General features: G+C 58.1%; 21 protein-coding genes. 11 read left to right on the top strand and 10 right to left on the bottom strand.

What is annotated here, in order from left to right; all coding sequences use genetic code 11:
• The first annotated feature begins 102 nt into the window (after nucleotides 1-102).
• The gene (locus P0111_08265) at nucleotides 103-615 is read left to right on the top strand and encodes a MogA/MoaB family molybdenum cofactor biosynthesis protein (protein ID MDF0644012.1); all 513 of its coding nucleotides are present in this window, start codon (nucleotides 103-105) and stop codon (nucleotides 613-615) included.
• An 83-nt stretch (nucleotides 616-698) separates the two neighbouring features.
• Here the strand turns inward: P0111_08265 and P0111_08260 are convergent, their stop codons facing one another.
• From P0111_08260 to P0111_08250, 3 genes are all read right to left on the bottom strand, one after another.
• Nucleotides 699-1,133 carry a CBS domain-containing protein gene (locus P0111_08260; protein MDF0644011.1) on the bottom strand — a complete coding sequence of 145 codons (435 nt, stop codon included), beginning with the start codon at nucleotides 1,131-1,133 and terminating at the stop codon, nucleotides 699-701.
• Nucleotides 1,134-1,216: 83 nt separating this feature from the next.
• On the bottom strand, nucleotides 1,217-2,260 hold the full coding sequence (locus P0111_08255) for a zinc-binding dehydrogenase (GenBank protein MDF0644010.1): 1,044 nt from the start codon (nucleotides 2,258-2,260) through the stop codon (nucleotides 1,217-1,219).
• Nucleotides 2,261-2,595: 335 nt separating this feature from the next.
• On the bottom strand, nucleotides 2,596-3,528 hold the full coding sequence (locus tag P0111_08250; protein ID MDF0644009.1) for a PhzF family phenazine biosynthesis protein: 933 nt from the start codon (nucleotides 3,526-3,528) through the stop codon (nucleotides 2,596-2,598).
• A gap of 188 nt (nucleotides 3,529-3,716) precedes the next feature.
• Here P0111_08250 and P0111_08245 point away from each other — a divergent pair, with 188 nt between their 5' ends.
• Nucleotides 3,717-4,379 carry a 2OG-Fe(II) oxygenase family protein gene (locus tag P0111_08245; GenBank protein ID MDF0644008.1) on the top strand — a complete coding sequence of 221 codons (663 nt, stop codon included), beginning with the start codon at nucleotides 3,717-3,719 and terminating at the stop codon, nucleotides 4,377-4,379.
• A 294-nt stretch (nucleotides 4,380-4,673) separates the two neighbouring features.
• On the opposite strand, the gene P0111_08240 is transcribed toward P0111_08245, so the two are convergent.
• Nucleotides 4,674-5,912 carry a hypothetical protein gene (locus tag P0111_08240; protein MDF0644007.1) on the bottom strand — a complete coding sequence of 413 codons (1,239 nt, stop codon included), beginning with the start codon at nucleotides 5,910-5,912 and terminating at the stop codon, nucleotides 4,674-4,676.
• Between the two features lie 43 nt (nucleotides 5,913-5,955).
• On the opposite strand from P0111_08240, the gene P0111_08235 reads away from it, so the two are divergent.
• A complete protein-coding gene (locus P0111_08235; protein ID MDF0644006.1) occupies nucleotides 5,956-6,216 on the top strand; it encodes a hypothetical protein in 261 nt (86 codons plus the stop codon).
• On the opposite strand, the gene P0111_08230 is transcribed toward P0111_08235, so the two are convergent.
• The 3 genes from P0111_08230 to P0111_08220 form a co-directional block, all read right to left on the bottom strand.
• Entirely contained in the window at nucleotides 6,213-8,174 is a 1,962-nt protein-coding gene (locus P0111_08230; GenBank protein MDF0644005.1) for a radical SAM protein, read from the bottom strand. The two genes, P0111_08235 and P0111_08230, sit on opposite strands and share 4 nt — an antisense overlap.
• Before the next feature lie 109 nt (nucleotides 8,175-8,283).
• Nucleotides 8,284-10,188 (bottom strand): radical SAM protein, encoded by a 1,905-nt coding sequence (locus tag P0111_08225; GenBank protein MDF0644004.1) that lies wholly within the window; start codon nucleotides 10,186-10,188, stop codon nucleotides 8,284-8,286.
• A gap of 305 nt (nucleotides 10,189-10,493) precedes the next feature.
• Entirely contained in the window at nucleotides 10,494-10,673 is a 180-nt protein-coding gene (locus tag P0111_08220; GenBank protein ID MDF0644003.1) for a hypothetical protein, read from the bottom strand.
• Between the two features lie 328 nt (nucleotides 10,674-11,001).
• On the opposite strand from P0111_08220, the gene P0111_08215 reads away from it, so the two are divergent.
• From P0111_08215 to P0111_08200, 4 genes are all read left to right on the top strand, one after another.
• Nucleotides 11,002-11,238 carry a hypothetical protein gene (locus P0111_08215; protein ID MDF0644002.1) on the top strand — a complete coding sequence of 79 codons (237 nt, stop codon included), beginning with the start codon at nucleotides 11,002-11,004 and terminating at the stop codon, nucleotides 11,236-11,238.
• A 5-nt stretch (nucleotides 11,239-11,243) separates the two neighbouring features.
• A complete protein-coding gene (locus tag P0111_08210) occupies nucleotides 11,244-11,507 on the top strand; it encodes a hypothetical protein (GenBank protein ID MDF0644001.1) in 264 nt (87 codons plus the stop codon).
• Nucleotides 11,508-12,041: 534 nt separating this feature from the next.
• On the top strand, nucleotides 12,042-12,374 hold the full coding sequence (locus P0111_08205; GenBank protein ID MDF0644000.1) for a type II toxin-antitoxin system RelE/ParE family toxin: 333 nt from the start codon (nucleotides 12,042-12,044) through the stop codon (nucleotides 12,372-12,374).
• Nucleotides 12,371-12,664, top strand: coding sequence for a putative addiction module antidote protein (locus P0111_08200; protein ID MDF0643999.1), 294 nt, complete (start codon nucleotides 12,371-12,373; stop codon nucleotides 12,662-12,664). Before P0111_08205 ends, P0111_08200 begins: the two co-directional genes overlap by 4 nt.
• A gap of 412 nt (nucleotides 12,665-13,076) precedes the next feature.
• Here the strand turns inward: P0111_08200 and P0111_08195 are convergent, their stop codons facing one another.
• Entirely contained in the window at nucleotides 13,077-13,331 is a 255-nt protein-coding gene (locus P0111_08195; protein ID MDF0643998.1) for a hypothetical protein, read from the bottom strand.
• A complete protein-coding gene (locus P0111_08190) occupies nucleotides 13,328-13,528 on the bottom strand; it encodes a hypothetical protein (GenBank protein ID MDF0643997.1) in 201 nt (66 codons plus the stop codon). The genes P0111_08195 and P0111_08190 overlap by 4 nt, the downstream gene beginning before the upstream one ends.
• A 326-nt stretch (nucleotides 13,529-13,854) precedes the next feature.
• Between P0111_08190 and P0111_08185 the strand changes: the two genes are divergently transcribed.
• Complete coding sequence (locus P0111_08185) at nucleotides 13,855-14,148, top strand: transposase (protein MDF0643996.1); 294 nt, start codon at nucleotides 13,855-13,857, stop codon at nucleotides 14,146-14,148.
• Nucleotides 14,145-15,005 (top strand): IS3 family transposase, encoded by an 861-nt coding sequence (locus P0111_08180; protein MDF0643995.1) that lies wholly within the window; start codon nucleotides 14,145-14,147, stop codon nucleotides 15,003-15,005. Before P0111_08185 ends, P0111_08180 begins: the two co-directional genes overlap by 4 nt.
• 255 nt (nucleotides 15,006-15,260) lie before the next feature.
• Here P0111_08180 and P0111_08175 read toward each other — a convergent pair whose 3' ends face one another.
• Complete coding sequence (locus P0111_08175) at nucleotides 15,261-16,286, bottom strand: FkbM family methyltransferase (GenBank protein MDF0643994.1); 1,026 nt, start codon at nucleotides 16,284-16,286, stop codon at nucleotides 15,261-15,263.
• 822 nt (nucleotides 16,287-17,108) lie between these two features.
• Between P0111_08175 and P0111_08170 the strand changes: the two genes are divergently transcribed.
• On the top strand, nucleotides 17,109-18,518 hold the full coding sequence (locus P0111_08170) for an amino acid permease (protein ID MDF0643993.1): 1,410 nt from the start codon (nucleotides 17,109-17,111) through the stop codon (nucleotides 18,516-18,518).
• Nucleotides 18,519-18,808: 290 nt separating this feature from the next.
• Entirely contained in the window at nucleotides 18,809-19,063 is a 255-nt protein-coding gene (locus P0111_08165; GenBank protein ID MDF0643992.1) for a type II toxin-antitoxin system Phd/YefM family antitoxin, read from the top strand.
• The last annotated feature ends 5 nt before the right edge of the window (nucleotides 19,064-19,068 follow it).

Raw genomic sequence — 19,068 nt, 5'->3', positions numbered from 1 at the left:
GGCCGCAGCAAGCGAAGCCCCGAGTCGTACGTTTTTCGGTACGTTGAGGGGCTGAGCGATGCGAGAACAAAGCAACAAGCCATTTTCAGCATCCTGGACGATATGGGCAGCCACACCGCTCACGAACACAAACACGATGCCCCTCGGTCGATCGGCTGTATGGTGATTACCTGCAGCGACACACGCACCAGGGAAACGGATGCCAGCGGGCATCGCATCATGCACATGCTCAAGGACGCCGGCCATAGCGTCGTCGACTACTGTATCGTCAAGGACGAGCCGGCCAAGATCAAAGCCAAGATCAAAGCCGGCGTCGCGAACAAGCGGATCCAGGCCATCATCATCAACGGGGGAACCGGCATTTCGCGACGGGATTCCACCTTCGAGGCCGTGGATGGAATGCTGGAAAAACGACTGGACGGGTTCGGGGAAGTGTTCCGCTATCTCACCTACCAGGACATCGGCTCACCGGCCATCATGAGCCGAGCCACCGCCGGAATCATCAAAGGACGCGTGCTCTTCTCCACCCCTGGGTCCGAAAACGCCGTCCGCCTGGCGATGGAAAAGTTGATCCTGCCCGAGCTGGGACATCTCGTCAAAGAACTCCACAAATAAAGTGCTGAGTCCTGAGCTAGGGGGGCTGAGATGGGCTCGGAGATCTCAACACCGGGCACTCAGGACTGAGCACTTCGCCTGATCTAGTCTTGTCCGATCTTCGGTTCGGAATAGTCTTGCATCTGCGGAATCTTCGACTGCGCATACCGCTTGTAGTGCAGCAACAGATCGCGCACCGAGACGATGCCGACGATGGTGCCGTTCTGCGTCACGCCGAGATGGCGCACGGCGAGGTCACCCATCATGTCCTGCGCGTCATCGACCGGTCGGTGCCCTTCGATTGTGCAGATGGGCGACGTCATGATCTTTTCCACCTTCACCTTGCCCAAACTCTTGTTGGCGGCCACGCCCCGGCGAACAATGTCGGTATCCGTTACGATGCCGACGAGTTGCTTGCCCTTTTTTACCAAAAGGGCCCCGATACGGGCCGCCTTCATCGTCCTCGCTGCGCTGGAGACTGTGGTCGCCGGACCGACCGTCTTAAGTTTCTTCGCCATGATCTGCGCCACTGTCGACATGCCCGCTCCTTTCGTTTCACTCAATCTCGAACCTGTCCCTTCCCCTATTCTATCTCTAACCGGTCCGATCCTCCAAACTCCGTTCAACAGCTAAGCACGACCTTACCGAAAAATTTTCGAGATAAAAGCTGTTCCTGCGCAGCCCTCGCCTCCTTGAGGGGATAGGTCCGGTCGATGACCGGCTTGAGCTTCCCCTGACCCACGAGTTCGGCCGCCTTGACCAGCTCGGCCCTGGTACCCATATAAGAGCCCTTGATCGTGAACTGTCGGCTGTAGACATACCGCAGATCCAGTTTAACCTCCGCCCCGGTCGTGGCGCCGCAGGTGATCAAGCGACCTCCCCTGGCCAACGAGGCCAAGCACTGCTCCCACACCTCCGGCCCGATATGCTCGATGACCACGTCGACCCCCCGGCCCTCCGTGAGCAGTTTCACCCGCTCCGCCACCTTCTCGCGGCGATGGTCGATCACCGCATGGGCCCCGAGCAAGGCGGCCTTCTGAATCTTGTCTTCCGATCCGACCGTTGTAATGACCCGGGCCCCGGCCAGGTGGGCCATCTGCACGGCCATGCTTCCAACCCCGCTTCCCGCTCCCATTACCAGGACCGTCTCGCCAAGCTGAAGCTGCGCCAGGGAAAACAGCATGTGGGATGCCGTGACTGAGACAAGCGGAAAAGCCGCCGCCTGTTCAAAGCTGAGGTTGCCGGGGATCGGCAGCACATTGCGAATCGGCACCTTCACATATTCTGCATAGCCGCCGTGCGCCATCGCGCCGATCAGCGTGTAGGATCGGCAGAAGTTGTCACGGCCGGCCAGACATTCGTTGCACCGCCAGCAGCTGATCCCCGGCGAGAGGAACACCCGTTCGCCAACCTTGATGCTGTCAGCCCGCACCCCGTCCACATGGCCGCCGACCGCTTCCACCTCGCCGGCGATGTCCGAACCCGAGATATGAGGAAGCGGCATCGGATAGGCCGGGCTCCCCTGCCTAATCCAAATGTCCAGATGGTTGAGAGCACAGGCGCGAACCCGGATCAAGACATCGTCAGGCCCGATCTGTGGCTCGGGCATCTCCTCGTAGCTCAACTTCTCTGGCCCACCATGCTCTCTAAAGACAACAGCCTTCATAACAGTCCTCTGCGCAGAGTGGTGAGTGCTGAGTGAGGCAGGCGGTGCTGATTTCCTAGCTCAGGACTCAACACACGACCTGTGCCGAGGTTCAGCCGCCTCTCCTCCCCCAAAGAGTTTCTGAACCGGGTGGCGGCGAGCGGGCGTCATTCTCACCCACCCAAGCCCTGACCCGCGCCGAGACGCGGCTCTTCCCCATGCGCGCGTTCCGCCAGGATGATCAAAACGCCATGTAACAAGGCCGCAGGGAACGAAACCCCGAGGCGTACTCATTGCTGTACGTCGAGGGGTTGTAGCGACCGAGAACGAAGTTAGATGGCGTTTTCATCATCCTGCTAAAAATTCAACGTCCCTTCCACCACCATTACACACTGCCCCCCCACCTTCACCGCCTGAATCACATCGTCGTCCGATTCCACCTGCACCAGAATCCGTGAAGGCCGTTCGATCTCATAACCCTGCTCGATCGTGATCTCGGTCATCGGGCCGACGTCGACCACGCCATGGTGCACCAGGTACGAGCCCAGAGCCCCGGCGGCACTCCCCGTCGCCGGATCCTCGATGATGCCGATGGACGGCGCAAACATCCGCGCATGGACCGTGGCGAACGATTCGACCGTGATCGTCGTGAACACCATCAGGCCGTTGGCGCCGAACTGCCGGCACAGCTCGATGATGGCCGACGAATCCGGCTCGATCGAGCGAACCGCCGTCAGAGTCCGAACCGGCACGATCAGCACCGGCAGCCCGGTCGAGACGACTTCCAACGGCCATTTCGCATCGGTGATCGCATGCTTGGCGATGCCGAGCGCATTGGAGACTTTATAGAGGTCTTCGGTGTCGTCCACAGTCTCAAGAAACTGAGGAGCCGGCTGCGTCATGACGACGCGGAGCACGCGGCCGGCGCGCACATGTAGGTCGACAGGGAAGAGTCCGATGTTGCACTCCTGCACGACGCGGGTAACCGGCTCGGTGGCGGCAATCAGTCCCAGCGTCGTCAGGACGAACATCGTGCCCACGACCGGATGGCCTGCGAAGGGAATTTCCTGCGTCGGCGTGAAGATGCGGAGCCTCACGACCGCGGCGGGATCGAAAGGCGGAAAGACGAACACGGTTTCGGACAGGTTCATCTCCCGGGCGATCTGCTGCAGCTCGTCGTCAGACAGTCCCTTCGCGTCGGGAAAGACCGCGACCGGATTGCCGCCGAAGGGTTGCGTCGTGAACACATCGGCCTGGTAGAACTTCAGCGAGCGACGTTCGGACTCCATGATAGGCGGCACTGTAGGTCAGAGCCGATGGGCCTGTCAAACGTCTGCACCTGACATGAGGATTGCGCCCAACCATGACTGCCGGTACGCCACGACTTTGTACCTACGTCATTTTCCGTGATTGACTTGAGCATTCCGCGTATCTATTCTTTTCAGCTTATACCCGCGACACCCGGATGGGGGCGCGCATGGCCCGCCAACTCGAATTGAGCGTTCGGCCTATCTTCTCGACACCACTGCTGGTGTTCTCAGTCCCCGACTGTGCCTGCATCAACGATCAACTCAAGCAAGCGGTCCTCGAGCACGAATCTTCTCAACTCGCCTATCGCGACCGTGAAGTCATCGGATGGTCATCGCCTCATGACATGTCGATGATGCAATGGGCCGGCGAACCGCTCAAGCAGCTCTTCGAGGCCGTCACGCAGGTCGCCGAACTGGCCACGGAATTCTCGGCTCGAACGGGGAAGAACGCGCAACATCCCCACTGGCAGGTCGTGGAAACCTGGTCGAACGTGCAGCGCAACGGAGGAACGAACGGCTACCATGCCCACCCTGGATCCTTCTGGTCCGGCGTGTACTATGTGGATGTGGGCGATATTACCGAGGGACAGGACACAGGAGGAGAATTACAGCTCTACGATCCCCGCGGATGCCTGCCGCGCATGTTGGCGCCTTACCTGCGCTACTCGATGGAGGAGCTGCACGACGCCGGCAACACCATCTCATTCACTCCTTCAGCCGGACAGTGCGTCATGTTTCCAGGCTGGCAGCACCATGCCGTTGCCCCCTACAAAGGCAGCAAACCCCGCATCAGCATCGCCTTCAACCTCGACCCGATCATCAGCAAATAAGCCTGCCCCTCACACCGTAGGAAGTTCTGCAGGAGCCCTCATCGCTCTTCTCAGACCACAGACCCAAATCCATCATCTGCGGAATCCGGCACGAGTGAATACACGAGCGGGTGCCCAGCCATCGGGCCGACTTTCTCACCCGCCCACCCTTGCCGCGCTCGGCCGCGGTGCTTCACCAGGCACGATAGCCGAAGGGACCCACTGGAGAATGTGCGGAGCGAGCACGATGGGGCTGTCGCCGTGACAGCACCCGGTTGGCTCCGCGAGCGTCATCCGGCGGATTTCCACCATCCGTCATGCAGGCAAAGGGAGAGACTCGTACGACTGAACAAGCGGGTTGGCGACGTAGTCTTCCACATAGTTCTTCAGCAAGCAGTTCCGCCACAACAGCCGATTGGCGAATCTGGTGTCGATCTTGTGCAGCACCGTCACCTTGACGCCGGTCTTCTTCGTAAACTGCTCGGGGCTGACGCCGCCGATGTCCGTATAGAGGCCGCGGCCCGATTGCATCATGCATTTCGGCACGTGAATGCGCTTCTGCGTCGTCACGCGCCTGGCGATGTCGTCAAACGTCAGCAGGACGGAACAGTCCGAATCACCTCCCAAGGTCGCGTTCGGCACCATCAGGAACCGCGCGCGGTTCTTCCGATACATATTCAGGACCTTGTAGACGCTCTTGGCCATCACGACCGTGTCCTTCTTCTCCAATTCGAGTGAATCGAAGGCGCTCACGATCCGCTTGCGATTCATGAAGGCGGTGATCGGCGCCTCGGTCTGGATCGTCTGGACGTTCGGCAAACCCAGGTCGTAGAGGCGGCGCGCCTCGTCCGGCAGATACTTCCTGCCCTGGCGCATGAGATCCGCCGTCGGCTCTGTGATGCCCTTCACCGGCGTGAGGCAACCCATCCACAGCACGCACTTCTGATTCACGGCCGAGATCGTCTGCGCGTCCTTCGACATCGTATAGGCGTCGAACGAATAGAAGTTCGCCGACGAGACGGCCGGCCCGTCCAAGACCTTCATAAGATGCTTGACCGATGGCGCATGGGGCATGAGCCGTTGGCGGTAGTCGCCCAGCGTGATCGCCGAGAGCTCGAAATTGATCCGGCCCGGATACTTGGCGGCCAACTGATGGATCTTGGGCACCTGCACGTAGCCGACCGTGAAGAACGTGATGTTCTTGTCCGTGGACATGAGGAAGTCCTCGACCCATTCCATCGCCTTGGGATGCAGGAACAGATCCGTCCATTCCATGTATTCGTTGCCGCCGAGACACCAGAACTGCATCGGATCCGTCGGCTTCTTGTTGATGTAGTCGAGAATGAACTTCCAGTCCTCATCGGTCGTCTTGGGCGGATCGAGCGTCTCGCGATAGGAGTGGTCGATCTCGTAGCAGAACTCGCACTTCACCGGGCAGGTTTTGCCGAGACTGATGGGGATCTTGCCTCCCTCAAGCTCGCGGATCAGCACCTCTCGGTAGTCCTTGTTCTTGAAGATGGGCGGCGCCTTGAGGATGGGGAGCTGCGTTGTCATAGGTTGATTGACACCCCGATCAGAAACTTGTCACACTTCGACCATGGACGAGGAGGCGATCCGTAAGGAAGTGGCCCACGCGCTGGAGATCCTGGGCCTCACCCTTCCGACGACTAAGGAAGATCTCGAACGAGCCCGCCAATTACAACTCTCCACATGGAACCCGGCGCGGTATGCCAACCTGACGAACAATCCTAAACAGTACATGAAGAACTACCAGCGAGCCGAAGAGATGACCAAGAGAATCGAAGCGGCGTACAGCCTGCTCTCGGCCGTTCTCGTCCCCGACGAGGAATCATCCTAGCCACCGACCCCGTGACTCATCACCCGGCTCATCCCCTCCTTACCGTCCTCTCCCTCACCCATAGAAACGGGCCACGTCACCAGACCTGAAACACTGTCCGATGCGCCGACCGTTTGGCGCTGCGCATAGATCTGCGGCAGCTTGTTCGTCCCGAACTTGGAGATATAGAGGAACACGTGCTCGCGGGCGTTTACGCGGACGGCCCAGGGCTGGAAGTCGTTCTTGTAGAACTCCTCGCAGAGCTGCATCGCGTCCATGCAAGAGATACCCGTCGGCTCATTCAACGTGTAGTAATAGTCCAGCGGAAGGTCGTATTCCTCCTGCTTATGGATCGTGATGCCGAACTTCTCCGGATTGCGCACCATCGGCGTGTGCCGGTAGGCCACGAAGTAGAACAGCTCGACCGAATGGATCACCGGCTGGTTGTCGATAACAAACTGCCTGGTCTCCAGCGCCTCGTCACGGGTTTCACCGGGGAAGCCATAGAAGGCCATCACATGGTTCCAGATACCCGCCTTCGCTGCCTGGTGCAGGTTGTTCTGAATCACGCTCTTCTTGGCGTGTTTGTCCATCAGATTGAGCACGCGCTCGTTCGCCGACTCCATACCATAATAGAGGGTGCAGCAGCCGGCCTTTGCGGCGAGATCCCACACGGCCTGGTCCTGTAACGTCTCCTCGAACCGGATCAGCGTGGTCCATTTGATGCCGACGTTCTGATCAACCAGCATCTGCGAGACCTTCTTGAACAGCGCCGGCGGATAAGACTCGTCCGAAAAGAGGAAGTGCCGGCACTGGTATTTATCGCGCAAGGCCTTCACCTGCTCGACGACCAACTGCGCCGTCATGCCCCGGTACTGGTCGAAATACCCCTGCCCGTGATCGCAGAAGGTGCAGCGTCCCCAATAGCAGCCGCGTGTCGCGAGGTAGGGAATGATCCGCTCCGGGACAAAGTAGTGGTCTAGCGGGAAGCCGTCGAAGTCGGGAATCGGCAGTGCCGTCGTCTTCTCCGTATAGACTTCCTTGTTCTGCTGCACGCCGGTGGCATTGCGGTACATCAAGTTGGGCACCGAGGCCATGTCCCGTTGCCCGTTCAAGGCCTCCACCAGCCAGAGCAGCGCATGTTCTCCTTCATAAAGAATAGCAGAATCAAAGACTTCAGAGAATAACCTCTCGTGATGCGGCAGCTCTTCCTGCAATCTCGTAATCACGTTGCCGCCGACCACCACGTGCACGTGCGGGAACGTCTCCTTGATCATCTTGCAGAAGGTCATACCTGCGATGAGCTGCATCTGCGTCCCGATCGAAATGCCGACGACGGATGGCTTCTCCTTGCTGACCGACGGCAACACCAGCTGATTGCAGATGTCGCGATAGACGTTCACCTGTTCGTCGTCGAGACAGGCCAGGAGTTCCTTGGAGACGCCGGGCCGGTAGCCGAGGTTGCTTTCCATCGGATAGAAGACCAGCGAGGCCGGATAGTAGGCGGCGGAGATGAACTGCATCGCCTCGCGGAAGGTATTGAGCGCCCACTCCAGCTTGTCCGCCTGGTAGAACCGTTCGCCCCGGACCACCGCCTTGGCGTCTTCCGCCCTGGCTGCCAGATCGAACACGTCGAGCGTCATGGCCTGCTCCAGCAGGGCCAGCTGCCCGGCCTCGTGATCCGTCAGCTCTCCCCGCTTCTCTTTCATCTGGATCGCCTTGAGCTGCATCGACTGCCGCGCGCGCACCCAGATCAGGAACTCGGTCGTGAAGAAGTGGTCGTACATCTCGATGTTGATGTCGCGCTGGATGACGGTATGTCCCGCTCCGCGCAACACCGCCGTCAGCGACGGCAGCGCCAAATAGGGCGCCGTCGGCACCCACTCGGGCGGAAAGAGCAGCATGACCTTCGAAGACTTCCGATCTTCCCTCTTGATTGGGGTCAGGCCTTCAATCTGTACGAGTCCGTTAGCGCTCATAACCTTTCCCACTCGGGGACTGTCGCCCTTCCGATCGGGGACTGTCCTGTTTCCAGATCCCACTTTCTTAACGGGGACAGGCACCGCGAAGCGCGGAGCCTGTCCCCTACTACATCTTTCCTGCCAGCGTCGGCGTGACTCCCGCCGTCTTCATAGCCCGATACTGCAGATCCGGCAGCTTTGACAACCCGAATTTGCAGATATATAGGAAAATGTACTCCCTGATATACAAGCGCAGATCCCAGCCTGCATAGTGATTGCGCTCGAATTCCTGGAAGACCCGTTCGGCCTCTTCGATGCTCATCCCGTTCTTCACAGTGAAATAGTAGTCCAGCGCCAGGTCCCACTCCGGGTTCTTGTAGGCCGTCACGCCCCATTTCTCCGGATGCTTCGCCACCGGATTGTGCCGCCCCAGATCGAAGGTGCCGAAGCCGAGCGAATGGACGAAGTTCTTGTTCTGCTCGAGGAACTGCACCGACTGCCAAGCTTCCTCACTCGTTTCGCCGGGAAAGCCGAAGAAGCCCATGCAATGGTTCCAGATCCCGGCCTCCGCCGTATACTTCAGATGCTTGGTCATGATCTCGGTCGTCGTGGCCTTGTCCATCAGCTGGAGTACCCGCTCGACCCCCGACTCGTAGCCGAAGTGCAGATAGCGGCAGCCCGAGTCCTTCGCATCCTGCCAGACGGCGTCCTCCAAGAGGCTCTTCTCGAAGCGCATGTGCGTCGTCCAGTAGATGTCCATCTTGGAGTCGACCAGCCCGCGAGCCAGCTTGCGGAAGAGGGCCGGCGGATAGGATTCGTCGGTGAAATGAAAATGCCGGGCGCCGTACTTGTCGCGCAGGTGCTTGATCTCCGCCAGCACATCTTGAATCTTCTTCGAGCGGTAGCCGGCCGTGTAGCCCTCGCCGTGGTCGCAGAATTCGCAACGACCCCAGTAGCAGCCGCGCGTCGCCAAGTACGGGAGCGTCCTCGTCGGCACAAAATACTTCTCCAGCGGCAAGCCGTCGAAATCCGGCGGCGGGAGTTCCGCCATGTCCTCGGCATAGCTGAGGGCAGAAACATAAACGCCGCCCTTGTCGTCCTTATAGATGGTGTTGGGAACTTGCGAAAGGTCCCACTTGGCCCCCACCGCCTCAACCAGCTGCACGAAGGCCGTTTCACCTTCGTAGACCACCGCGCTGTCGAAGTACTGGAACAGCGGCGACTCGGGCAGCACGTCGCGCAGGCGGGTGACGGTGTTGCCGCCGAGCGTGATGTGGATATTGGGGAAGTGCTGCTTGATCAAGGCGCAGAAGGTCATGGTGGAGAAGATCTGCTGCTGGAGGACGATCGAGATCCCGATCACGTCCGGCTGCTCCGCCTCGATCGCCGGTTTCACGAGATGGTCGAACACGTCGCGGTAAACATTGACTTGTTGATCATTCACCGCATCGATGACTTCGTTCGATGCGTAGACCTTGTATGAGAGATCCGTCTCCATCGGCGGCATGCAGATGCGGGCCGGCGCATAGACGAGCGAAATGGTTGATGTGACCTCACGGAAGACTTGAATCGCCCATTCCAACCTATCGATATCATAGAAATTGTCCTCTCCTCGCACGATCCGCTTCGCCTGCCCAGCCTTCTTAATCAGGTCGTCGATCTTTTGGCGCGTAACGTCACACAGCGCCATCTGAACATCCATCTCATAGTCGGCCAGATCTCGCTTCTTGGAAAGCTTGCGGAGACGGTCCAGCTGCTGGGGGACCCGGCGAAGAACCTTTTTGAGGAAATCCTCGCTGAAGTACCAGTCCCACATTTCCAAATTAACGTCTTTCTGAACGACGGTGTGGCCGGCCTTCCGGAGGACGGCGGTGAGGGAAGGGAGGCTGAGATAGGGTTCGGAGGGGTACCAATCGGGCGGGAAGATGAGCATGACCTTCATCTTCCGGCCGCTGGCTTCGAGGGAGGTGTTGCGGCGGAGCTGGATCAGCTCTTTGGAAGCCCTGTCGCCTTTCGAGTACTCGATCTTCATCGAAAGCTGGCCCTTCCCAGAATGCTCAAAACAGCATCCCGCAAGGCCACAGGCGAGCCAAGACCGGAGGCGTACCCTCTGGGGTACGTTGAGGATGTTGGCGAACCGAGAACGACGCGGGAGGTCGTTTTCAGCATTCTGGGGGAGGCGCGGTCACCCTTCGAGAATTCGATGCGCATTCCGGCCCGATCCCTCTCGCAAACCGGATGAAACCAATAAGAATGACGATGGGTTAAGCGAAAACATTGTACGGGGATGGGGGAAAAATATGCAAGCGGGAGGGAGATGGGAAGCCCCTGCTTTCGCTAAGCCTGCGCCTTGTTGGCCGCCGTCGGCGCCGCGACCGCTCGGCTGCGGAACTTGTTCCATCCGATGCTACGCAGGATGGAACTGCAAACAGTCCTCGCCGCCTGTCGGATCCAGAACGCGATCGCGCCTTGAACGGCGGAAACACAAGCCGCAACGGCCGCGAACGCAGCGGGCATCCCCTACCAACATTAGGGGGGAGAGAGGAGAACTGTGGACATCGATGCTGCCCGAGCAGGACGCGCCAGCGCGACGACAGCAGAAACAAAGGCCCAATGCCGCTCAAGCAGCCAGACACCCCTTGATAGACATAATGATCAGTTCCAGCTTTCCTTCGCGGCCAGCCCTCGGCGGATACCTCGCTCCTCCGGTCATGCTCGCCTAGCACCCCAAGGCCCCCACTCCCGCTCTAAGTGCCGTGAATGTTTCAGGGGTGGAGAGGACTGACGGCGGAAACACAAACCGCAAGCTTGACAGCCGAAAACAAATTCAAGAGGATTGCTCACTGTGAGCACAAGAGAACAGAATGAACGGAAGTTTCAACATTGGGAGGACTTACCTGATGGACAAAGACGATATTGGCTCGATGTCTCAAGCCGATCAGGCTGGAAACTCCGGTATCTCAAAGAGGTGGACACGAAGGAAGTGACAACCCGCTTTTACCAGGAAGTGTACGACGAAATCGGACAATTGGTTGAGGTCCATCACAAGTATCCGGTAGACTTAGGCCATCGGAAGGTATAACCGTTATGTCACTCGTGACCCGCGAATCTCTCGCAGAAAAGCTCGGAGCCTATCTCCGTCACGATCTGTCGTTGGCCGCCCTTGTCGATTGGGCGGAGTCGACACTGATGGATAATGACTTTGACCCAGCCCACTTCATGACTATTCGCAATGCCATTGCCAGAATCGGTGCTGCTGATGTGCGCACGTTCGGACTCGCATGGGAAGATTGCGAGCAACTCCTCTCTCAGCTCGGCTATTCCGCTCAGGTTAATATCGTTGCACGATAGCTGTGCGTTGCGAGCAAGGCGTCTGACTGTTTTCACTCTGGCGGGGCCTTGTTGGCTGCCGTTAGTTTCGCTGGCGCTTGGCATCGAAACTTGTTCCATTCCAAGGCAGGCTTGAATGGAACTGCGGACAGTGATGCCACCTGCCGAGCATGCCGCGTTAGCGCGACAATAGCAGAAACACAAGGCCCTATGCCCGCTCAAGCTGTCAGGCACCTCTTGATAGACATGATGGTGTCAGTTCCAGTTTTCCTTCCCAGCCAACCCTCGGCGGATACCTCGCTCCTCCGGTCATGCTCGCCTAGCACCTGAAGGCCCCCACTCCCGCTCTAAGTGCCGTGAATGTTTCAGGGGTGGAGAGGACTGACGGCGGAAACACAAACCGCAACGGCCCCGAAAGCAGTGGGCCCTCTACCAACATCAGGGGAAGTAAGGCAAGAGGTGAAACACAAGCCTCAAATGACCGCGAACGTAGCGGAGACTCAGTCTTTCATAATGACTCTTGCAATAATGTAGCTTATAAACTACATTATCTCTGTGGAGGCTACTCCCAAGGAGCTTCGGATCTATGTCACTGCAGAGGGCCGAGAGCCATTTAGCAATTGGCTGAATTCATTACAAGACCAGAGGACACGTGCAAAGATTCGGGTGCGGTTGGATCGAGTCAGCTTGGGTAACTTCGGGGATTGCCATACTGTAGGCGACGGCGTGCAAGAGCTCCGCATTGATTATGGTCCTGGCTATCGAGTGTATTTCGGACAAGAGGGGAAGACGATCCTGCTACTTCTCTGCGGAGGCGATAAGGACGCGCAGTCCAAGGATATCGAAACAGCGAAACGTTATTGGAGCGATTACAGGAGTCGGCCATGAGAAAGAGCAAAGTCTATCAATCAGACCTGATCGAGAACCTGCGGAATGCGCGAGAAGCTGAAGAATACTTGAATGCTGCGCTGGAGGAGGACGATCCAGAGCTGTTCCTGCTGGCGTTACGAAACGTCGCCGAGGCGCAAGGGGGCGTCGCACAGCTCGCCGAGAAAACGAAGCTCAACCGGGAAAGCCTTTACAAGATGCTCTCTGAACGTGGCAATCCAGAATTTAGAAGCTTAGAAGCCCTTCTCCACGCGTTGGGATTCCGGCTGGCTGTCGCCGTTAATCGGTAAGGAGAGAGAGGGAGCGACTACTGGAGAGTAGTCGGGGCTACTTGCGCTAAGCCTGTCTCTTGTTAACCGCCGTCGGCGTCGCGACTGCTCGACTGCGAAACTTGTTCCATCCGATGCTACGCAGGATGGAACTGGAAACAGTCCTCGCCGCTTGTCGGAGCCAGGACGCGACCTCGCCCTGAACGGCAGAAACACAAGGCCGGATGCCCGCTCAAACAGCCAGACACCTACTAGAACCTATCTCAAAATGGCTGTTCTAGTAAGAACTGGTCATGCCCGCGAAAGCGGGCATCCAGAATGCCCCGAACATACTGGATTCCCGCCTGCGCGGGAATGACGACACAGCCCCCCATCCCATCATGAAAGAATTTTGAGATAGGTTCTAGTGAGTTGAGACAGGGACAATATCAGACTATCGAATCACCCTGTCGTACTCCGCGTGGGTCCCGATCCAAAACCAGACGATTCCGTCCGGCGCTTCGACCACAACTGCCCGATATTGGAGCCCGACTCTGGTAGACCAGAAACGGCCCACTTGTTTAAAATGCAATGACGGGTGTTTGGGATTGGCTTTCAGGAGTTCAAAGGCGCGATCCGCTTGTTCACGGATGGGAGCGGGCAATGCGTTGTAGCAGGTCCAGAAATCAGGAGAGGCGTGATGGATCAAAGCGGCTTCGACTGGCCTGAGATATGGGCGCGAAGAGCCTTCTCAGCCAGCGCATCGAGCTTGCCGGCCTTCATATCGGCCTCGAATTGGCGGTCCCAAACCTCGGCGTCGAACACTGCATACCATCGGCGAAAAGCAGCAAGCTCGTCGGGAGAGAGTTTTTCAATCTGCTGCTCAATGGATTCCACATTGCTCATAATACCACCTTAGCTATCGACAAGACGGATGGGATTTCGCTGCTTGAGACATCGCGGTACAGATCGCCAAGATGGGATTGCAGGTCTTTGAGCGACTCCCCTTGCGTCCAGTAATCAGGATAGTCTTGCAAGTAGCCGAGCCACTGGCCTTGGTCCTGCCAATAGCTAAATTTGGTCGAGTCCATGGGCGGTATTATAGCCTCGGCCGAAAAGCTTGCAAAGAGGCAACTGAAACTTGCCTGACACCTTGAAAAGGGGACAGGCTGAGCTAGCCCCACTTTCGTGGACACCTCAAAAAGGGGACAATAGGTTCCGGGAGGTGTCCGATGGGGAAGCGACAGCAATACACGAAAGAGTTCAAGCTGGAGGCCGTCCGACTGTGGAAGTCATCGGGACGACCGGCAGCAGCCGTCGCGCGAGAATTGGACCTGCGACGCAATCACCTCTATAAATGGCAGCACGAGATTGAGAACTTTGGGGAGGCGGCGTTCCCTGGCAAAGGCGGCCGCGCGCACAGCGCCGATGAACTCACGCGCTTGCGACGCGAGAATGCCCGGCTGCGTGAGGAGCGCGACATTTTAAAAAAAGCCGCGATGTTCTTTGCGCGGGAGTCGCCATGAGATATCGCTTCATTCAGGCGCATCGCACGGAATACCGGCTCACCGGGTTGTGTCGCACGCTGGGCGTCAGCCGAAGCGGCTACTATGCCTGGCGCCAGCGCCCCGCCAGTGCGCGGGCGACGGCCAACGCGCGTTTGCTCGAGCAGATCCAAGAACTCCATCGACAGACGAAGGCGCGCTACGGTGCTGTGAAGGTATGGCGGGCGTTGCGGCTGGCCGGCGTGCGGTGTGGCCGACATCGCGTGGCGCGCTTGCGGCGGCAACACGGTCTTCTGGCGCAACGCATTCGGCGCTTTCGCATGACGATCGAACGGCATGAGTTTGCCCCGCCCGCGCCGAACCGACTCCGGCAGGTCTTTGTGGCCCCGGCCAGCAATCGCATTTGGGCGGGCGATCTCACCGCGATCGCGACCCGCGCCGGCTGGCTATATCTCGCCGTGATCTTAGATCTGTATTCTCGGCGAGTGATCGGTTGGGCGATGAGTGCCAAGCCCGATCAGCACGTCGCGCTCCAGGCGATGCACATGGCGCTGGCACAGCGGTGTCCGCCACCCGGGCTCATTCATCACTCCGATCAGGGGGCGCTCTATACCAGTGTGGCCTACCAACGCCTGTTGGCTCAGCGTGGCGTGATCGCCAGCATGAGTCGCAAGGGCAACTGTTTCGATAACGCAGTGGTCGAAAGCTTCTTCAGCACGCTCAAGAATGAACTGGTGCATGAGCAGCGGTTTCATACCCGTGAAGACGCGCAAGCGGCCGTGTTTGAATTCATCGAGGTGTTCTACAACCGACGGCGCCTCCATCAGACGCTGGGCTATGTCAGTCCCATGCAGTTTGAGGCGAGGCGTCTACCTTAACTCGGTGTCCATGAAATCGGGGTCAGCTCAGGCTACTTTTCTAACGCTTTCAGAATCTCAAAGCTGTGAAATACCAGCCTGTCCCCTTTTCTCGCTCCCGGATTGCCCCTTGTGACCGGCCCAGGAACACGCCTCCGAGTGAAAACGTGAATTAATCAGACCTTCCCTAGATTGGCGTGTGACCACACGGTGCAGGAGTGGCTATGCGGAAGTCCTGCTCGATACATGGATCTGGCGCAGAGGAGACTACGCGGATTAGGAAAAGTACAGCAGCAGTGGAAAAAGGTGTTGCCCATCAAGGTACCCTTCCAAACAGCGTGAAGGCATCACCTGATAATCCGAGCGGTACGCCCTGATGACGTTTTCGATGCCCACCAAATCGTCCGGTCGATGATATGTACCAATGGCCATGCGGGGTTTGTACCGTTGAATTGTGTCCCGCGCGCCGTGCAGTGCAGGCACCTCGGCTCCCTCGATGTCCATCTTGATGAAATCGACCTTTGTGAGCTTGTGATCGCGGACCAGTTGGTCGATAGTGGTGACGGGCAAGGCCACCTCGTCGGTCATCGACTCCCCTTCGTGATGATGATCAGGCCCATTCTCGAACCTGCCAGCCCGCGAATTCGCTCGGAAAAACCTGAGTGTTCCTTCCCGATCAGAGACTCCTTTATCGATCAGTATCACGCGGCCATCAGCGATCTCCCGGGCGAGATTTCGGCGCAGCACGGCGAGGTTGTCGGGGTCAGGTTCGATCGTTATGACCAGTTTGGCCCCTAGCTGTAGCGCCGCCCATGTCGATTCACCCGAATGCGCCCCAGCATCCACGACGACATCGCCCTGACGGATGGGGGAATCGTGCGAGCCGTCGATGCGTGCCCAACGGATCGTGCTGGACTCATAAAATAAGCCGGCAGTTCGCGCGCCGTCCTCATCGCGGGGTGACGTCCAGACAGGTCCATATGGCGTCTGCCAGCGCGTTAGACCGGCGTCTCGGTCGACGACCTTGGCATACGCGCGCCCCTTCTGTTCGGCGCTTGACGTCTCGTCACGATGACGGCGACTCTCAAGCGCCAAGTCTAGCGAACATCGCGAGTCGACACGCCCCTCTACTTTCATCACCAAGAAATGGACCGGAAACCAAGCGGCCGGGAACCAAGATCGCACAACGATGATCCCAGCCACGACCGCCATGACGGCTATACTCAGCAGCACAAGTCCGAGTTTCCAGTAACCTCTCCGCTGCTGGCTCGCGAGCGGTCCTGTTGTCATGACAGAGCTCATTATTACTCCTTGTTGTGTTCATTTTGCCTAAGACTGCTTGCGACAATCGTCGGACAGATTGCTGTCCAGATGAGCATAGTCGAATTAGGTTCCTGAAACGGGTAAGTTGATCGTCTTGGCGACATAATATATAATTCTTATACACATTCACCACCTCTCCTTTACACTATAATAATCAACGAGGGAAGCGGTTTTATTCTCAACTGGGCCTGGACAAGTGAGTGTCTTACAGAGAGGGCGGATTTCAGTTGGGATGGCCATTTCTCTCGAGCATTTCCGTTCCGCCTCGCTAATCTCCCACCCGCCGCGGTTGTCACTCATCACGTAGCTTCTAGCCCACATTATTCATGAACGCTTCTACTGCAACCGCTGGCAAACAGCCGAGGTCATCTTTCGAGGTTTCACTCTCGTGCCAAGAACAATCCAATGGCGCTCGATTTCGCAAGCGCGGGGGCGACGCGCCAGCATGCGCAGTCGAAGGCCAAAAACCTCTCCGCCGCGAGTTGATCGAACGCGGCGGCTCAAGCGGAATCTTGGTGTGGCGGACTCGCCGCTCGCCACCTCGACATAGTGTTCGGGGACAGACATCACGCGCCCACCTGCAGGGCTGTGGGCCGGCAGACGCGGTGAAGGGTGTCAGTCACCGGGCTCCGCGCGCCCGTCTCGCCTGGCGTCTCGGCCTGCCTGTGCGGACATGCAGACAGGCGATTTCACTACGAACCGTCATGAATAATGTGGGCTAGAACTCAATTCTCAGCAACAGCATCTTGTATTTAAGATGGGATTGCCCCGACCTGCCATGCCACAAAGAGGGACACCACCATGTCTGGGATAGTTCAGAACTCCACTCCGACGCTGCAACGACAACTCGGAATGTGGAGCGCCACCGCGTTGGTCGTATCAAACATGATCGGAACCGGAATTTTCACAACGACCGGATTCCTCGCCAGCGATTTGGGTGAGCCATGGCTTGTGCTCGGCATCTGGGTCGTGGGAGCTCTTTTCGCACTCGCGGGCGCGCTCTGCTACTCCGAACTCGGCGTCAATTTTCCGACATCAGGCGGAGAGTACGTCTATCTCAGACAAGCCTATGGGTCTGTATGGGGATTTCTGAGCGGGTGGGTGTCGTTCTTCGCTGGATTCTCTGCGCCGATCGCCGCTGCCGCATTGGCGTTCGCCGGATACCTTGCCTTCATCTTCCCGTCGCTCGGTCAGGAGTCGGCGACGCTCAGAGGGGAGGTCGGCGGCATCACCTGGCAAATCGGTGTGCCGCAGGCGCTCGCAGCCGGACTCATTCTGGTGCTAACACTCCTCAACTGTGGCCGTATCCTCCTCGTCGCTCGGGTGCAGAACGTGCTCACGACGATCAAGGTCATCGTGATTGCGGCCTTTGTGCTGCTGGGATGCTTCGTAGGCCAAGGCAGTTGGGACAACTTTAGTCACGTAGCCGAGCGAACATCGACATCTCCGCTGCTGCAGCAGTTTGCCGTCAGCCTGTTCTGGGTGATGTTTGGCTATAGCGGGTGGAACGCAGCCACCTACGTCGCAGAAGAACTCCGAGAGCCGCATCGAACACTGCCTCGAGCACTCATCGTTGGCACTCTGGCGGGTGCGCTGATGTATCTCGCGTTGAACGTCGTGTTCATCTTTGCAACGCCCCTCGAAACGATGAAGGGGGTGGTGGCTGTGGGGGCCTTGGCCGCGTCGAGGCTCTTCGGTCCGCAAGTGGCAGGGCTCTTTGGCGCGCTGATGGCCTTGGCCATTGTGTCGACGGTGAACGCAATGACGACGATCGGTCCGCGCGTCTACTATGCGATGGCGAAAGACGGCGCTTTCCTCAACGTAGCTGCCCGGTTGAACCCACGATCGCGAGTACCAATCGCCGCGGTTATCGTTCAGGGCATCTGCGCGATCCTCATGACATTCACGTCCTTTCCACAGCTTGTCACGTATATCGGGTTTAGCTTGACGTTCTTCACAGTCCTCACCGTGTCATCGCTGTTCGTGTTTCGACGTCGCCAAGACTGGCAGCGCCTACCCGCTGTCAGCCTGGCCTTTCCTCTTGTGCCTGCATCATATCTCCTGATCGGCGCCTGGATGATCTATTACGGTTTCATGCTTCGGCCAGCAATTTCTGCAGTGGCCGTCCTAACGCTCGTTACTGGCACGGCGGTGTACTACGCCGGACGTAATCGTGGCTCGTTTTTGAATCAGCGGAAGCATACGCGTTAGAAAAGGGGTCGGGAGTCCTTTCTTGACCGTAGTGCTTGCTTCCTGACTAGCTAATGCTTGTTTCCGGCGATCAAAGGGGACAGGCTGGTTTTCCCACGACTAACGGTCGTCCCCGCCGCTTCTCCCCTTTCTTGGCCGGTACTAGCCAGCCCATCGTCTGTCCCTTCCCGCCTACTCCTTTGTCGTTGAATCAGGACTCGGGTACCTATCTCTTGACCTGCGGCCATGCCTAGAGTAGCATTCGTACAATTCGTACTATTAGTACATCTGAACGCCTGCAAGGAGGAATGATGGCGCACCTTCCTGCCAGCAAAGCCAGACAGGGCTTTGCAGATACCATTAATAGGGCAGCCTACGGAAAAGAGCGAGTGATCGTGCGTCGTCGGGGGAAGGAGGTGGCCGCGGTCGTGCCGATCGATGACTTGCGCTTGCTCGAAGGACTGGAAGACCGGATCGATCTAGTCGACGCTCGTGCAGCACTGGCTGAAACCAAAAGGAAAGGAGCGAAACCGCTCGACGCGATTTTAAAAGACCTCGGCCTCTAGCCGAC

This window comes from Nitrospira sp., assembly GCA_029194535.1.
Lineage (GTDB): Bacteria > Nitrospirota > Nitrospiria > Nitrospirales > Nitrospiraceae > Nitrospira_C.
This window is presented reverse-complemented; position numbering and strand designations above follow the sequence as displayed.

Bases quoted from the DNA above. Each gene is read 5' to 3' on its own strand.
- P0111_08265 (MDF0644012.1), top strand. From the start codon at position 103: ATGGGCAGCCACACCGCTCACGAACACAAACACGATGCCCCTCGGTCG.
- P0111_08260 (MDF0644011.1), bottom strand. From the start codon at position 1,133: ATGTCGACAGTGGCGCAGATCATGGCGAAGAAACTTAAGACGGTCGGT.
- P0111_08255 (MDF0644010.1), bottom strand. From the start codon at position 2,260: ATGAAGGCTGTTGTCTTTAGAGAGCATGGTGGGCCAGAGAAGTTGAGC.
- P0111_08250 (MDF0644009.1), bottom strand. From the start codon at position 3,528: ATGGAGTCCGAACGTCGCTCGCTGAAGTTCTACCAGGCCGATGTGTTC.
- P0111_08245 (MDF0644008.1), top strand. From the start codon at position 3,717: ATGGCCCGCCAACTCGAATTGAGCGTTCGGCCTATCTTCTCGACACCA.
- P0111_08240 (MDF0644007.1), bottom strand. From the start codon at position 5,912: ATGACAACGCAGCTCCCCATCCTCAAGGCGCCGCCCATCTTCAAGAAC.
- P0111_08235 (MDF0644006.1), top strand. From the start codon at position 5,956: ATGGACGAGGAGGCGATCCGTAAGGAAGTGGCCCACGCGCTGGAGATC.
- P0111_08230 (MDF0644005.1), bottom strand. From the start codon at position 8,174: ATGAGCGCTAACGGACTCGTACAGATTGAAGGCCTGACCCCAATCAAG.
- P0111_08225 (MDF0644004.1), bottom strand. From the start codon at position 10,188: ATGAAGATCGAGTACTCGAAAGGCGACAGGGCTTCCAAAGAGCTGATC.
- P0111_08220 (MDF0644003.1), bottom strand. From the start codon at position 10,673: ATGCCCGCTGCGTTCGCGGCCGTTGCGGCTTGTGTTTCCGCCGTTCAA.
- P0111_08210 (MDF0644001.1), top strand. From the start codon at position 11,244: ATGTCACTCGTGACCCGCGAATCTCTCGCAGAAAAGCTCGGAGCCTAT.
- P0111_08200 (MDF0643999.1), top strand. From the start codon at position 12,371: ATGAGAAAGAGCAAAGTCTATCAATCAGACCTGATCGAGAACCTGCGG.
- P0111_08190 (MDF0643997.1), bottom strand. From the start codon at position 13,528: ATGAGCAATGTGGAATCCATTGAGCAGCAGATTGAAAAACTCTCTCCC.
- P0111_08185 (MDF0643996.1), top strand. From the start codon at position 13,855: ATGGGGAAGCGACAGCAATACACGAAAGAGTTCAAGCTGGAGGCCGTC.
- P0111_08180 (MDF0643995.1), top strand. From the start codon at position 14,145: ATGAGATATCGCTTCATTCAGGCGCATCGCACGGAATACCGGCTCACC.
- P0111_08175 (MDF0643994.1), bottom strand. From the start codon at position 16,286: ATGAGCTCTGTCATGACAACAGGACCGCTCGCGAGCCAGCAGCGGAGA.
- P0111_08170 (MDF0643993.1), top strand. From the start codon at position 17,109: ATGTCTGGGATAGTTCAGAACTCCACTCCGACGCTGCAACGACAACTC.
- P0111_08165 (MDF0643992.1), top strand. From the start codon at position 18,809: ATGGCGCACCTTCCTGCCAGCAAAGCCAGACAGGGCTTTGCAGATACC.